Annotated in this window: 15 protein-coding genes; 5 read left to right on the forward strand and 10 right to left on the reverse strand. The window is 38.8% G+C overall.

Going from position 1 to position 15,591, the window contains the following annotated elements:
• Positions 1 to 51: 51 nt before the first annotated feature.
• The gene (gene hydA / locus ACE199_RS07695; RefSeq protein ID WP_375349232.1) at positions 52 to 1,470 is read right to left on the reverse strand and encodes a dihydropyrimidinase; all 1,419 of its coding nucleotides are present in this window, start codon (positions 1,468 to 1,470) and stop codon (positions 52 to 54) included.
• A 54-nt stretch (positions 1,471 to 1,524) separates the two neighbouring features.
• Positions 1,525 to 2,769, reverse strand: coding sequence for a Zn-dependent hydrolase (locus ACE199_RS07700; RefSeq protein WP_375349234.1), 1,245 nt, complete (start codon positions 2,767 to 2,769; stop codon positions 1,525 to 1,527).
• Between the two features lie 147 nt (positions 2,770 to 2,916).
• Here ACE199_RS07700 and ACE199_RS07705 point away from each other — a divergent pair, with 147 nt between their 5' ends.
• The 3 genes from ACE199_RS07705 to ACE199_RS07715 all read left to right on the forward strand — a co-directional run bounded on the left by ACE199_RS07705 (position 2,917) and on the right by ACE199_RS07715 (position 6,782).
• Positions 2,917 to 4,083 (forward strand): PucR family transcriptional regulator, encoded by a 1,167-nt coding sequence (locus tag ACE199_RS07705; RefSeq protein ID WP_375349235.1) that lies wholly within the window; start codon positions 2,917 to 2,919, stop codon positions 4,081 to 4,083.
• A gap of 119 nt (positions 4,084 to 4,202) precedes the next feature.
• The gene (locus ACE199_RS07710) at positions 4,203 to 5,570 is read left to right on the forward strand and encodes an aminotransferase class III-fold pyridoxal phosphate-dependent enzyme (RefSeq protein ID WP_375349236.1); all 1,368 of its coding nucleotides are present in this window, start codon (positions 4,203 to 4,205) and stop codon (positions 5,568 to 5,570) included.
• Positions 5,571 to 5,651: 81 nt separating this feature from the next.
• Positions 5,652 to 6,782 (forward strand): iron-containing alcohol dehydrogenase family protein, encoded by a 1,131-nt coding sequence (locus tag ACE199_RS07715; protein WP_375349237.1) that lies wholly within the window; start codon positions 5,652 to 5,654, stop codon positions 6,780 to 6,782.
• Between the two features lie 70 nt (positions 6,783 to 6,852).
• Here ACE199_RS07715 and mecA read toward each other — a convergent pair whose 3' ends face one another.
• Together mecA and spxA are read right to left on the reverse strand one after the other, a co-directional pair.
• Positions 6,853 to 7,521: an adaptor protein MecA gene (gene mecA, locus ACE199_RS07720; protein WP_375349239.1), complete on the reverse strand. Its 669-nt coding sequence runs from the start codon at positions 7,519 to 7,521 to the stop codon at positions 6,853 to 6,855.
• Positions 7,522 to 7,917: 396 nt separating this feature from the next.
• A complete protein-coding gene (gene spxA, locus ACE199_RS07725) occupies positions 7,918 to 8,313 on the reverse strand; it encodes a transcriptional regulator SpxA (protein WP_119118144.1) in 396 nt (131 codons plus the stop codon).
• Between the two features lie 497 nt (positions 8,314 to 8,810).
• Here spxA and ACE199_RS07730 point away from each other — a divergent pair, with 497 nt between their 5' ends.
• Complete coding sequence (locus tag ACE199_RS07730; RefSeq protein ID WP_127759389.1) at positions 8,811 to 9,005, forward strand: hypothetical protein; 195 nt, start codon at positions 8,811 to 8,813, stop codon at positions 9,003 to 9,005.
• 601 nt (positions 9,006 to 9,606) lie between these two features.
• Positions 9,607 to 10,596: a tryptophan--tRNA ligase gene (trpS, locus tag ACE199_RS07735; RefSeq protein ID WP_252289398.1), complete on the forward strand. Its 990-nt coding sequence runs from the start codon at positions 9,607 to 9,609 to the stop codon at positions 10,594 to 10,596.
• A gap of 71 nt (positions 10,597 to 10,667) precedes the next feature.
• Here trpS and ACE199_RS07740 read toward each other — a convergent pair whose 3' ends face one another.
• From ACE199_RS07740 to ACE199_RS07765, 6 genes are all read right to left on the reverse strand, one after another.
• Complete coding sequence (locus tag ACE199_RS07740; protein ID WP_164853136.1) at positions 10,668 to 10,820, reverse strand: YfhD family protein; 153 nt, start codon at positions 10,818 to 10,820, stop codon at positions 10,668 to 10,670.
• A 141-nt stretch (positions 10,821 to 10,961) separates the two neighbouring features.
• A complete protein-coding gene (locus ACE199_RS07745) occupies positions 10,962 to 11,717 on the reverse strand; it encodes a YjbA family protein (RefSeq protein ID WP_375349242.1) in 756 nt (251 codons plus the stop codon).
• A gap of 111 nt (positions 11,718 to 11,828) precedes the next feature.
• Positions 11,829 to 12,593: a DUF2268 domain-containing putative Zn-dependent protease gene (locus tag ACE199_RS07750; RefSeq protein ID WP_375349244.1), complete on the reverse strand. Its 765-nt coding sequence runs from the start codon at positions 12,591 to 12,593 to the stop codon at positions 11,829 to 11,831.
• Positions 12,594 to 12,920: 327 nt separating this feature from the next.
• On the reverse strand, positions 12,921 to 14,159 hold the full coding sequence (fabF, locus tag ACE199_RS07755) for a beta-ketoacyl-ACP synthase II (RefSeq protein ID WP_375349245.1): 1,239 nt from the start codon (positions 14,157 to 14,159) through the stop codon (positions 12,921 to 12,923).
• Between the two features lie 50 nt (positions 14,160 to 14,209).
• A complete protein-coding gene (locus ACE199_RS07760; RefSeq protein ID WP_375349246.1) occupies positions 14,210 to 15,145 on the reverse strand; it encodes a beta-ketoacyl-ACP synthase III in 936 nt (311 codons plus the stop codon).
• A 191-nt stretch (positions 15,146 to 15,336) separates the two neighbouring features.
• Complete coding sequence (locus ACE199_RS07765; RefSeq protein ID WP_375349247.1) at positions 15,337 to 15,519, reverse strand: ComZ family protein; 183 nt, start codon at positions 15,517 to 15,519, stop codon at positions 15,337 to 15,339.
• Positions 15,520 to 15,591 lie beyond the last annotated feature (72 nt).

The following is a 15,591-nucleotide window of genomic DNA, read 5'->3' on the forward strand; positions in this document are numbered from 1 at the left end:
TGAACGAACCCCCTTTTAAATTAGCCTTTATTATTGTCGATGTTTGACTCATTACTTAGATACGACTGTTTCACTTACTTTTTTTAGAGGATCAGAGTTTACTGATCGCTTCAAGTACTTACCGCTTCCTAACTGTCCTACAAATTGTTTATCTTTAATGACATATTTCCCGCGAGAAAGAACGCTAACAGGTTCACCCATGACTTTCATTCCTTCAAAGGCACTGTAATCCACATTCATATGGTGTGTTTCAGCTGAAATTTCTCGTTCAATATTTGGATCAAATATAACGATATCAGCATCTGAACCAACGGCAATCGTACCTTTTTGAGGGAACAAGCCGAATATTTTCGCCGCATTCGTTGAAATACTTTCTACGAATTCATTGATTGTAATACGCCCTTTATGAACACCTTCAGAGTATAAAACACTAAAGCGGTCTTCAATAAATGGTCCGCCATTTGGGATTTTTGAAAAGTCATCTTTACCTAGCTGTTTTTTTCCATTGAAGTTAAATGAGCATTGGTCGGAACCAATCGTTTGTAACTGTTTTGCTTTGAGGGCATTCCATAGAGGTTCTTGATGTTCTTTAGGTCGAAGTGGAGGTGACCAGACATATTTAGCTCCCTCAAAGTTCGGCTTTTCGAGTGCAGTTTGGTCAAGTGTTAAGTAAGGAGGACAAGTTTCCCCGTAGACATCATATCCTTTTTCTCTCGCTCGAATAATTTCATCGACAGCTTCTTTACAGGTCACATGAACGACATATAGCTTAGCACCTGCAATATGAGCCAGTTCAATCGCCCGTTTCGTTGCTTCTCCTTCTAATTCAGGCGGTCTTGTTAATGCGTGATAAATAGGCTCTGTGTGCCCTAATGCTTTAGCTTCTTCTACTAATTCATCGATGACCGAACCATTTTCACAATGAACCATCACTACCGCACCGGTTTCTTTTCCTACTTTAAAAGCTTGAAAGAGCGTGCGGTCAGTCGCTTGAAATTCCTTTGCATATGCTAAAAAGATTTTGAGAGAAGTGATGCCTTCTTTCTCCAGGATTGCCGGCAATTGCGCTAAAGTGTCATCCTTCAACTCCGTTACCATCAGATGAAATCCATAGTCAATGACCGCTTTCCCCTCCGCCTTTTCATGCCATTTTTTCACGGCATCTGCTAACGTTTTTTCACCTGAAGTTAAACAAAAATCTAAGATGGTCGTCGTTCCGCCAAAAGCAGCGGCGATTGTGCCTGTTTCCCAATCATCATCTGTGACAGTATTGTTAAAAGGCATATCTAAATGAGTATGAGGGTCAATTCCTCCAGGAAAAACGTATTTTCCAGTGGCGTCAATGACTTCAGCATTTGGTACTGAAAGATCTACACCGATTCGAACGATTTTTTCATCTTCAATAAGAATATCCGCTTCAAATACATCCGTAGCTGTTGCAATCATTCCACCTGTAATTAATTTTTTCATTTCGTTTCTCCCCTTTTTCATTTAGTTAGGGGCTTGACATGGACGGTTCACCATTCAAATGCATTCTTCTTCTTTCTTCATGGAATAGTTACTTTGAAGGGCCAACACAGTTTCTAGCAGCACATTTGCCCCTTTTGCGCAATCTGCGTAGCTTGTTTCTTCCTCTTCACAGTGACTTTTTCCATTCACACTTGGAACAAAAATCATAGCCGACGGAATATAACTAGCGATAAATTGGGCGTCATGACCAGCGCCGCTGTACATGCGATGATAAGAATAATGATGATTCTTACAAGATACCTCCAATTGATTACAAATCTCTGAATCGAATACGACCGTGTCTCTTCCCCAAAGTTTCGCAGATTGTATCATACAGCCTTCTACCTCTTTTTGAATCGTCTGAATCACATCGACGACTTGTTCTATTTTGCTCGGATCTTTATGTCTAGCTTCTAAGGTGAACACCACTTTGTTCGGGATAACGGTATGGATATTCGGTGTCACATTCATTCTTCCTATTGTGTACACCAGTTCTTCATCAATCTGACTAAGATTTTGACGCAGATTAGTAATAACAGAGGCTGCTAGAAATAGGGGGTCTTTTCTCATTGACATCGGTGTTGTTCCGGCATGATCTGATTCTCCATTAATCGTAATCTCATAACAAATCATCCCTAACACACCCTCGACAACCCCAATATCGATTTGCTGCCTTTCCAATACAGGTCCTTGCTCAATATGTAATTCTAAGTAGGCGGCAGCTTCTGTTAAACGATTTTCCACACTGCCTTCATAGCCGCTTTCCTTTAGAGCTTCTCCAAAAGAAATGCCTTCCTTATCTAACGATTGCAACATCTTACTTTTCTCAAACTTATTCGCCAGCACCCCAGAGCTCATCATGGCCGGGTCAAATCGCGCCCCTTCTTCATTCGTAAAGTTAACAATCATAAGTGGAATCTCTGGTTCTATATTATGGTGTCTGAATGTTCTGACTACTTCCAGCGCAGTTAACACTCCTAATACTCCGTCAAATCTCCCACCTTTCTCTACAGAATCAAGATGCGATCCCATTACAATAGGCGGTACATCGTTCTTTCCTGGTAATATGGCATAAATATTACCAATGTCATCAAATCTTACATCCATATTCAATTCTTTACAGCATTCACAAAAATAATTTCTGGCGATGATATCTTCATCCGACATAGAAAGCCTTGTAATACCGCCATTTTCAGTAGTTCCAAATGTGCTGAATGTTTCAATGCTCTTACGTAATCTTTCTTCATCGCAACTTATCATGACATTTCCTCCCTCAAATGGTGATATAATGTAACGTGTAATTATCTTACTATTAATAAATTAAATTGTATATATTCATTAGTCTAAAAAACATTGTGCAGTCGCACATAGAACTTCATCATCCGATGTAGAAAGGAGATTCATATTATGATTACATTAAAAAAAATGATCGACTCGCCTGAATTCACTGCCCTCACATTAGTGGCCGGCGAAGAAGGACTGGCCCGCGAGATTACCGGTATTAATATTACAGAAAGTGTGGATTTAGCTGAATTTTATAGACCTAACGAACTTCTTGTCTCTACAGGCATCAATATGGAGGGCGATACAAATAAGTTAATTCATTTAGTTGAATCGGCGTTTCATCATCAAGCATCTGGTATCGTGCTCAACATCGGTCCTTATATCCCTAACATCCCTAAACAAGTACTGCACTTCGCTGCTGAAAATCAATTTCCAGTCTTTCAAATGCCCTGGACCTATCGCGTAGCTGATTTTTTAACAACAACCGTCCAGTTTTTATCTTCTCATCAGCACACCCAATCGAAAACAGAACAACTTCTATCGAACATTTTATTTCACGCAGAACAGAATGAAGAAAAGATTGCACATGAACTAGCACAGCTAGGCTACAAAAAGGATGTGGAATTAGGAATTATCGTTTGCACTGTTACTAATACGAAGCGTCCCATTACAAAATTTACAGATGCGATTGAAAGTGCATTCACCAATAGATATAAGCATTTCTTATCAACCGTGTATCAAAACCAAATGATTTATATGGTCAGCCGTTCAAATGTACAAACACCTAATATCCCTTTCTTAAAAACAGTAGAAAGTATTTATATGCGAGTCAATAAAGAGAATTCGAAAACAAAGCTAGTCATCGGCATGGGAAACTTTTATAAACACATTACCAATCTATCAAAAAGTTACCACGAAGCACTTACCGTCATTCATCTATCTCAACAACATCAAAATCCATCCCTGTGTAAATATAAAGATATCGGGGCCTATAAAATCATTATGGGGGTACAAGATCGAGATATTATAGAAACATTCCATCACGATATGCTAGGACGTCTTTATCGTTATGACAAGCTGCACGATACAGATTTTGTTCATTTTCTCCGTGTTTTTCTCGAAGAAGATGGAAGCACATCACATATTGGACGCCGGGAGTTTATTCACCGCAACACCGTTCTCTATAAAATTAAGAAAATCGAATCGTTATTAGACGTTGATTTGAGCAACTCTTTTACGAAAACGAATATCTCACTCGCATTTATGATCGAGGATATTCTGAAGGAATAATAAAAAGTTGTGCATATGCACAACTTTTTTTGTTTGAATATTCATTGTTTTCCCATAAATAAACAGGTATGATGACGTTACATTAATTAACATCATTAAAGAAACGGAGTGGTTATTTTATGAAATCAATGGACGTTTCACAAATTAAACAAGAGAATAAGCAATATGTTTTACACTCATGGTCTAAACAGAAAAATGTAAATCCTAAAACAATCTCAAAAGCAGAAGGAGTTTTTTTCTGGGATGAAACCGATAAAAAATATATCGATATGTGCTCACAACTTGTTTATTTAAATGTTGGACATCAGCACCCAAAACTGCTCGAAGAATTTAAACACATCGGAGAAATTCCATTAGCTGCTCCTGGCTTCGCTACTGCTTCCAAAGCTGCTCTTGCACGCAAAATCATTGAAGCAGCTCCCGCTAACATGGCCAAAGTTTTCTTTACAAGCGGAGGAGCCGAATCGAATGATCACGCTATTAAAATGGCCCGCATGGTTACAGGGCGCTACAAAATTTTCTCTCGCTATCGTTCCTACCATGGAGCTACATTCGGCGCTGGTAATTTAACTGGAGAGAGCCGCCGTTTCGAGGTAGAACCAGGAATCCCCGGATTCATCAAGTTTGATACCCCCTATTTATATCGCGAAGTCGTCGATTTCCCTAGCGAGGAGGAAGCGACTCAATTTTACTTAGCTCGATTAAAGAACCAACTGTTATACGAAGGACCACAATCTATTGCGGCTGTCTTTATTGAACCGATTCCCGGAAGCAACGGCGTTCTTATTCCACCAAAAGGGTATCTCGAAGGAGTGCGGGCACTATGCGATGAATTCGATATTCTGATGATTTGCGATGAAGTAATGACAGGGTTTGGACGCACAGGAAAAATGTTTGCAGTCGATCATTTTAACTTCGAGCCGGACATGATTACCTTTGCCAAAGGAGTTACATCTGGTTATGCTCCGCTCGGCGGCGTGATCGTAAGTGACAAGGTCGCGAACTATTTCGATGACCACGTACTCATGACAGGTTTAACTTATAGCGGACATACCGTTTGTACTCAAATCGGCAGTACGACTCTTGATATTTATCAAGAAGAAAATTTAATTGAACACGCGGCAAAAGTCGGCGAGCAATTAGCAAAACGCTTAGAGCAGCTTCTTTCATTTAATTCCGTCGGCAATGTCCGTCATATTGGACTATTTGCAGCCGTAGAACTTGTGAAGGACAAAACAACGAAACAACCTATTATCGAATACGGAATGGATTATGGAAAAGACAAAGTAGGTTTGATGAGTAAATTTATTAGCTTATTAAGTGAAAACGGCTTCTATACGTATTCCCACGAATCCAGCGTTATTATCGCTCCCCCTCTCATCATTACAGAACAACAATTGAATGAAGCGATGGATTTATTCGAGAAAGCATTAATTCAATTCGAACAGCAATATCTTTTCCCAGATCAAACATTACTTACAAAATAAACCGTGTTATAATAAATGTTAAATTTTAGTTCCAACCATTATATTAACATAATCGCATAAACCAAAGGGGGAGAAACAACAATGGAGAACTTTTTCTATGTACAACCTGTCCCGATTGATTTCGGAGCAGGCAAACTGAACACATTACCTGATATTTTAAAAGACTCTAATCTAAAAAACGGTATATTAATCAGCGCCCCTTCCATGGTTCGAAATGGAATCGCGCAAAAGATTATCGATCAATCAGAAGGAAGAATTACTACCCTCTTTTCTGATATTCAACCAAATCCAACCGTTCACAATACAGATGCCTGCGCAGATATGATTCGTGAACATCAATGTGAATTTGCCATTGCGCTTGGAGGCGGCAGCATTATAGATTGTGCGAAGGTAGCCTGCTTTGTTGCTAAAACACCATACCCGACAGCTGATTTCTTCTCTAAGAAACGCCCAATTAACAAACCAGGTATTCCGATGATCGCCATTCCAACCACATCAGGAACAGCTAGTGAAATCACTACTGTTTCAGTGCTAACGGATACTGAAAATGATATAAAAGCGCCCATTGGCAGTGATTACTTCTATCCAACGTATGCACTTGTAGACCCTGAATTAACCATCACTTGCCCGCCATCCGTTACAGCGACAAGCGGTATTGATGTCCTAGCTCATTCCCTTGAAGCATACTACGGCAAGAAACATCAGCCGCTTACAGATTTAGCAGCGGAAAGAGCGGCATCTCTCGTGTTCGAGTACTTGTTAACCGCCTATCACGAACCTGATAATTTAGAAGCAAGAGCAAAAATGAGTGAAGCATCTGTTACAGCTGGCATGGCGTTTAATCTCACTCAAACAGCAGCAGCTCATGCTTGTTCTTATCCATTAACACAAGATTTCGATATTCCACATGGCGAAGCTTGCGCCTTTACGCTTCCTTCATTTTGGAAGTTAAATAGCCAATCAGGACCTGAAGCAGAACGTCTACACGCTTTTAGTCAGCGTCTAGGATTTAAGGATGCGGAAGAATTAGCCGACCGCATTGACGAAATGAAAAAGGAAATGGGATTACGAACAACACTAGAAGAAGTCGGTGTCAAAACAGAAGACGATTTAGATCATCTTGTTACCAATAGCTTCGCACCTAATATGATGAATAACCCTGTTACGATCACGAAAGAATCACTGAAAGCTTTATATAGCGGGTTAAAATAAGAAAAGCACCCAATTGGGTGCTTTTCTCTATGTACCAAAAAACCGATTTCTATTTGAAATCGGCCTAATTTTATGAAAAATAATTGGAGACTGTTTCAAACACATTGCCGTCAATCACCAGTTTGCCATACTCTTCAAGAACATGAACTGTCACCGGAGATTCATGACTGTACTCCAACAGCACACTCAATACATTATCGATATCTTCTTCTTCAATACTATCTTCAGCAAATTCAATATATAGAAAATATTTACCCTCATACGCATACAGTTTAGTCGTCCATTGATCTAAGCCAGAACGCTTACTGAGAGAAATTACATCCTCGAAGTCAGGGAACTCCGTAATAAATTCAATCATACCGTCTTCAAAGGCCACGCCGCTATAATCTTCTTTTCCTTGGAAATGCTCTTCAAGGAGACTTTCGACTTTATCATCCATCTGGAAGTTTTTCAGTTTTTCATCTGAAAAAGCTAAATCCAGCTTTTGTCCATCTTTTCCTAATTGTGCTCGCGTCACAAGAATTTCTAGACCTTTTTCAAGAGCTTGAACTTGAATCCACAATGGACCTTCAATAATAAATTCCTCTTCTTGATGAACCTCATCCATCATTTCCCAGAAAAGTTCTTCACTTCGTTCACGACTATACCAAATTTCTTCGCGATCGAAACCTCGTTCCTCAATATCTATATAGGAAATATAAAATTTCACTGTATCATCATTAATACGTTCGATTTCCATAAATCTCCTCTCCCTTCCTTTCACATTTTGAAGGGATAAAAAACCCCCAAGCAAAAATTACTCTAGAACCAGCTTTAGTCAATGAGGACTTGATAGGAATATAAGTGTTACTCTATTTTATGATAAAACTTACAAGAAGGGAAATAAAAAACTTCATTAATTAAAAAACAATTGTTTGCCTAATATGCCATTTATTTTATAGAAAAATTCCTCATTCTGCAACTTTATGACATATTCGGCGACAAATATTTTAGACAAATATTTAAATTCATTATCTATTATATACTCAAAATTTCCCTTACCCATACATTGTACTCTTAAAAAAATAAAGATTCTCAAAACTAAGTAAAGAAAAAGCTCTGCAGACAATCTCTAGCAGAGCAATCAAATACATTATTAATTAACTAATCGTTGTGCTTCTCGAAGATGGAACGTACGAACTTTACGCGGTAAGAAGCGACGAATCTCATCTTCATTGTACCCAACTTGAAGTCGCTTTTCATCAAGAATAATAGGTCTTCTTAATAATCCAGGATTTTCTTTAATTAATTTATACAACTCTTGAAGTGGTAATGTTTCTAGATTCACATTCAGCTTTTGGAATGTTTTTGATCTAGTTGAGATAACCTCATCCGTACCATCTTCTGTCATACGCAGAATTTCCTTAATCTCTTCAATTGTAAGCGGTTCCGAGAAAATGTTCCGCTCTTTATATGAAATTTCATGTTCTTCTAACCATGCTTTTGCTTTTCTACATGAAGTACAACTTGGTGATGTATATAATGTTACCATATTCACTCACACTCCCTAGGTATAGAATCGGCGATCTATGATGGGACTAATATATTTTCATATTTACCATTCTAATTTGAAATAACTTTAATTAAATAATTCTTATTTTAAATTATACACTAATTACTTAAAAATGAACACCCTTTTTAAAAATTGCAAAAGTCCTTTTATTACGTTGGTTTTTCTGTACTATAGTACAATTTCATGTTCTTTAAATACACTACGACAGACTTCTACTAATTGAAAAAATACATTCATATTCTCAATTAACCCCTATGTAATTGCAATTATGTTGGAATGAATATAATAAGTTTTTAAAAAATACATCTACCTAAACTTTCAAGGTAAACAGCTGCTTATCTTGTACTATACATATTCTTCAAAAAAATGGGAAATCCTTTTGTTTTTATAAAATATGTTCTTTTATTACCTATATAATATAACCCGAACATATAATGAACTAATTGAACGAAATCACCATATAAGGAGTTGTTTAAATGGCTCTTTTTTTCATCGATTTCCTTATTGTCGCTAGTTTAATTATTGGGATTACAGCTGTAAATGGTGTACTGACAAACGGCATTGCGGAGAAACTATTTGGAGGCAAACGTCATGCAGATATTTATCAGCATTCCCAAAAGATTCAAACAAATTGGAATCAAGTAGGCGGAAATACAGAGAAAACTTCCTGATTCTAAGGCTCTCTTATAGGACGCTGCTGATTTTTGACCCCTGCCCGCGGCTGTCTAAAAAGCCCCAAGATAAACAGCATCAACGAAAATCTAATGGACAGCCCCATTCCCTTGTCTGATTTCTGGATCTTGTCCTGCATAGCCTGGATGAAGAGCTTTTCCTTTCTGGACTCCTGGATTTTGTCCTTCATAACCCGGATGAAGGACTTTTCCCTTTCTAGATTTCCGGACTTTGTCCTCCATAACCCGGATGAAGGACTTTTCCCTTTCTAGATTTCCGGACTTTGTCCTTCATAACCCGGATGAAAGACATTTTCCTTCCTGGACTCCTGGACTTTGTCCTTCCTAACGCGGATGAAGGACTTTCCCCTTCCTAGACTCCTAGATCTTGTCCTTTAACACACTTTGAGAACGGCAAAAAAGGACTGATTCGAGGAGAATAATTGTTAAACAAAGCCTATCCTAAGAAACTGAATAGCCCTTCTCTTATTAAGCAAACGTTTTTTTCGCAAAAAGCTGGATTCATCAGCCATTTATCTCTACAATAATAAAGTAGAAGCAGAATTTATTATTGACGTTTAATTAGAGGAGTGACTAGTACTTGAAAAGGATTTTCTCCGGCATTCAGCCATCTGGCTCTGTGACACTAGGAAATTATCTCGGAGCAATGAAGCAATTTGTAGAATTACAAAATGAATACGACTGTTTTTTCTGTATTGTTGACCAACACGCTATTACCGTTCCCCAAGATCGTTTAGAGTTACGAAAAAACATTAAAACACTTGCGGCACTATACTTAGCGGTCGGTTTGGATCCAGAAAAAGCGACGATTTTCATTCAATCTGAAGTTCCTGCTCACGCACAAGCAGGATGGATTTTCCAATGCGTTTCAACAATTGGAGAATTAGAAAGAATGACACAATTTAAAGACAAATCACAAGGAAAAGAAAGCGTTTTAGCTGCCCTTCTTACTTACCCGCCATTAATGGTTGGTGACATTCTTCTGTACAATACAGACCTTGTTCCTGTAGGTGAGGACCAGAAGCAGCATATTGAGTTAACTCGTGATTTAGCTGAACGATTTAATAAAAAATATAATGACATCTTCAAAATTCCTGAAATCAGCTTACCAAAAGCAGGAGCGCGTATTATGTCGCTGCAAGAGCCGACTAAGAAAATGAGTAAATCGGATCCGAATAAAAAGTCGACGATTGCCATCTTAGACGATCCAAAGCAAATCGAGAAGAATATTAAAAGCGCTGTCACTGATTCTGAAGGAATTGTTCGCTATGATAAAGAGAATAAGCCAGGTGTCTCTAACTTAATGGCGATTTACTCTATCTTCAGCGGCAAGAGTTACGATGAAATTGAAGCGATGTACGAAGGCAAAGGCTACGGCGACTTCAAAAGCGATTTAGCTCAAGTTGTTCTTGCTGAACTTGTTCCGATTCAAGAACGTTTCTACAGCTTAATTGACTCAGAAGAGCTGGATGAAATTCTGGATCGCGGTGCTGAGAAAGCAAACAGAGAAGCCAATAAAATGCTTAAGAAAATGTATAATGGCATGGGACTTGGTCGAAAAAGAAAATAAGACAAGCCTCGTTGCATGCAGAAAACCCACGAAAAAATTATTCGTGGGTTTTTTAATACTAAGGAAAGGTTTCACTTAGGTCTTGTAGGTCTTATTTTTGGAAGTTCACCAAGCTCCCGAGCAAACTCTTCGTCTACACAGTCTGGCGCTATTTTTAAGTTCTTCGGAGTTTGAGGTAATGAACGTTTCTTACTGGATGTTGCTGGAGTATCTGCTCTTCCCATACTATTGCCTCCTAACGGAATTTTAATCTTTCTTAGTATGGCTAGGAATTACGTTTCTATCTCCTTTACACGAGCAGTTTTTATAGAAAATCCTTTCCATTCAGCATAAAAAACAGCGCCAGACTGACCTGGCACTGTTTTTTATAACATCGATGGACTGTCTCCAACTTCCATTTCCCATAACTTCTCGAAGAACGGCTGTCCTTTTACTAAGTTTTCACAAAGCTGCAAATGTTTATCGGACCATCCTTCTTTAATTTCTTCATACAGCTGAAGCCATGCCAAATCGAAGTTTAATCCTTGAATCATCGCATACTTTTCTGGAGCCCACTCCGTATACCAATAACGAATTTCAGCTACATTCTTCGCATTAAATAATTGATCCATTGCCATGAACAATAATTGTTTTAATTGACGCTCTTTTCGCGTTAACCCATTCATAAATGAAGGAGCTGGCGACAAAATATGATATTCCTTCTCAGATGTCGGTTTTTCAGTAAATGTATAGTCGGACGCTTCATGGTTTTCAACCATCTCATAGACAATTTGTTCTTGGCGTGGAATCAGGCGACTTTTACGAATCGGAATATGATACCCAATCGTATCGACTGCTAATATTCCGTTGCCGTCTGTCACAACAAAGCAGTATTCTAATTGAATTCGTTCATGATTTTTTCTAGCATATGCTTTTTGATATACATCATCGAGCAAAGATTTCGGTAAATCTGATAAGTCATTTTCTATGTAATGAAACATAGAGGAGGAGACTTTCAAAAGCGGAACTTGATCTAACAGTTCAATTCCATCGTCTTTTCTCCATTCATGAAAATGACAAACGTTGTAGCCATTTTCTTCTCCTTCAAACCAATTCACCCATACATCATGAAGATATAGCATATTCTATCCCTCACTTACAAAATTCTGTTTGTCCATCAGTATAGGCAAAATGCATGAAATTTATTCCTATTGGTAATAAGGAATTTTCCAAAACTGGATGAAGAAACTAGGCTATAGCACTTGTTTCTTTAAAATATCTTCTGCAGAAATAACGAGCGATTGGCGAACGGACAATGGAGAAGCATGTTTAACAAGCTGATATCCAGTCCAATACCCAATCATCTGCGGATACCCCTTTTTTCCAAGCATAATCGAATCGTGCAGAGGATTGGAACGATTAATGTTTAACTTCCCTTCTATATACCGATTCCATAATCGTTTATAGTCGGACTGAGGATATAACGCAGTCCAATGGGCTAAATATTTACTTCCTAAATATTTGGCGACCGTTCTTTCTGCTAACCCCTCCATAACCATTGCATCTAACAGCGTATAGTCCTTCGCTTCTTTCTTAGTACGATGCAAGCGGCAAACATGATGATATTCATGAATCAACACCGCTTCTAGCTCTTGATCAGTAATATGACTATCTAAAAAAAGAAATACGGCATGTTGAAACGCAAGGCCGGACTTCGCTTCCTTTGCCTTTTGCAAAAAACCCGGTGCCTGCAGTGGAAAAATATAAACGGGAACATCAGGACCGGCCCACAACTCATGATACGTAGTAAATAACTGCCTAGCTTTTGTCCAGACGTCTTGCTTCACTAAATGATGATAGACCTTTCTCGCTTTCTCATTTGGTGTGTACATTCCATTTGCTTGTAAATGACGATACAGTTGTTCCGGTTTGACATCGATGATATCTAGATTGTTCATCATCGTTAACGGGCGGTCAAACTTCGAAGCCATCCATTCATCTGTTTGAATGATTCCCATATCCTTCACCTCACACATTTAGGTATGTCATTTTATGCGTGCGGCTGCTAGTAAGTGAATTGGCGGGTTTTTTCATGAAATTAGCGGGATTATGTAACGAATTGGCGGGATAATCTATTTACAAAGCAAAATAAAGGCTGTCTCAACCTCGAGACAGCCTCATGTATCTTTAAAAAATAAGAAATTATAAAATTTGCGACATGTTTTGGTGTCTAGCTCCACCGGCTAGATCACTATGAAAAAGATAAGAGTCACCTAAAGGCAAAGAACGCCTTTAGGGCCTCTTCCTATTTTCTACGTGATTTGAACGAGCCGGCTCCGCTTTTCTTATTGATATTTCTTAAATAAAATCGTTGCGTTATGTCCGCCAAAGCCTAATGAGTTACTGATAGCAGCTTGAATATCAGCCTTGCGTGCCTCATTTGGTACATAGTCTAAATCACATTCTGGATCTTGTGTTTCAATATGAATCGTTGGCGGGATAATTCCCTCTTGAATGGCTTGAACCGTGAAAATCGCTTCAATTCCACCTGCCGCGCCTAGTAAATGACCAGTCATTGACTTAGTTGAACTAACCGCTAGTTTATAAGCGTGGTCACCGAACACTTCTTTAATGGCCATCGTTTCATATTTATCATTATATGGCGTACTTGTTCCGTGTGCGTTAATATATTGAATATCTGCAGGTTGTAATCCTGCATCTGCAATCGCAGCCTTCATCGCACGCGCTCCGCCTTCACCGCCAGGAGCTGGAGCTGTAATATGATAAGCATCACCTGTTGCACCATATCCAGCAATTTCAGCGTAAATTTTTGCACCGCGTTTTAGAGCGTGCTCTAGCTCTTCTAAAACAACAATTCCTGCGCCTTCACCAATAACAAATCCATCGCGATTGATATCAAACGGTCTGCTTGCTGTATTTGGATCTGGATTTGTTGAAAGTGCTGTATTCGCACAGAATCCTGCAACGGACATTTTCGTAATCGGCGCTTCTGCTCCACCTGAAATCATGACATCTGCATCGCCGCGCTGAATTACTTTAAACGCATCCCCAATTGAATTCGTACCTGTCGCACAAGCTGTTACCGTACAAGAGTTAACTCCTTTTGCACCTAATAAAATCGATACTTGACCTGTAGCCATATCAGGAATCATCATCGGTACAAAGAATGGACTTACTCGTTTATAGCCTCGTTTTAAAAATGTTTCATGTTGAATTTCTAACGTTTCAAGGCCGCCAATTCCTGAACCAATCCATACTCCAACACGGTCAGCATTTGATTCATTAATATCAAGCTTTGAATCCTCAACAGCCATAGATGCAGCAGCAACTGCATAATGTGTGAAGCGATCCATTTTTCGTGCTTCTTTTCGATCTACGTATGTCTCAATATCAAAATCTTTAATTTCTGCAGCAACTTTTACCGGATATTCATCCGCATTTAAGCGAGTTAACGGGCCTACACCCGACTTACCTGCTTTAATATTTTCCCATGCTGTATGTGCATCATTTCCTAATGAAGATAAAGAACCAATTCCAGTCACAACTACTCGACGATTTGTCATACTAACACTTAACTCCTTTCAAGCCTCACGATCATGTCATGTTATTTGTTTTATTTACCCCATCTTAAGGCAATGGCTCCCCATGTTAAGCCGCCGCCAAATCCGACCATGACTAATACATCATCATCTTTAATTCGCCCCGCTTCTAACTCCTCTGCAAGCGCAATTGGAATAGATGAAGCCGAAGTATTTCCATACTTATGAATTGTTTTCGTCATCTTTTCTACAGGTAGATTTAGTCGTTCACGAGCGGACTCCATAATGCGAATATTCGCTTGATGCGGGATTAGTAAATCAACATCTTCGCGAGTTAAACCAGCCTTTGTTAGTACATTTAAGCTGGACTCTCCCATTTGACGAACCGCAAACTTAAACACTTCGCGACCATTCATCGCAATAAAGTCGCCTTCTTGTAATAAGTACTTGCCACCTGAACCATCAGCACCTAGCTCAAAGGATAAAATCCCTCTACCTTCTGATACAGGACCCAAAACAACAGCTCCGGCTCCATCGCCAAATAAAACAGCTGTATTTCGATCTTCCCAATTGGTAATTTTAGATAACTTTTCAACACCAACAATAAGGACGTTTTTATACACACCATTTTTAATAAACTGTTCTCCCGTTACTACCCCATACATAAACCCAGCACAAGCCGCGCTTAGATCCATCGCAGCTGCTTTTTTTGCACCTAACTGCTCTTGAATCGTGCAGGCAACGGATGGGAAAGATTGATCCGGTGTTACCGTTGAAACGAGAATTAAATCAATATCTTCTGCAGTAATGCCAGCGCTTTCAATTGCTTGTGCAGCTGCTTTATATGCCATGTCCGACGTGTTTACATCATCACTTGCTATTCTTCTTGCTTCAATTCCTGTTCGTGTTCGAATCCACTCATCAGAAGTATCCATTACTTTTTCCAAATCACTGTTCGTTACTATTTTTTCAGGTAAATAACGACCAATTCCTATAATTCCAGCATTCATTATGCCAACCCCTTATTAATTCTCAAAAAATTAATATCAAATATTATTACCTGGTACTAATTTTATATAAAAAATGCCCGATATGCAACAATAAAAGCAAAAGGTATCTAAAGATTACTATAAAAACCATCTTGAGCATATGATATGTATCTAAAAAAAAGCTGTCCCTTTTAGAACAGCTCTTCATTTTCTTACTGCTGAGCGTCGCTTTTCCCTAGCTCATATGCTTCTTGCATGACTTTTTTAAATAAATCCATAAACGGGGCCGCCATTTCCATTGAAAAAGGCATGCCGTTTGCCTCTAACTGCGCTTTCGCTTCTGGGAAGTACTTCATCGCAATGGCCATAAATTCAAGCGTTTTATCCTCACTCATCTCAATTCCTCCTACTCATTTGACACTTTTCTTTCATTATTCATTTTAGCCGTTCTATATTTGAAAGAAAAG

Origin of the sequence: Peribacillus sp. Hz7, from assembly GCF_042136355.1 — a bacterium.
GTDB classification, from domain to species: domain Bacteria; phylum Bacillota; class Bacilli; order Bacillales; family DSM-1321; genus Peribacillus; species Peribacillus asahii_A.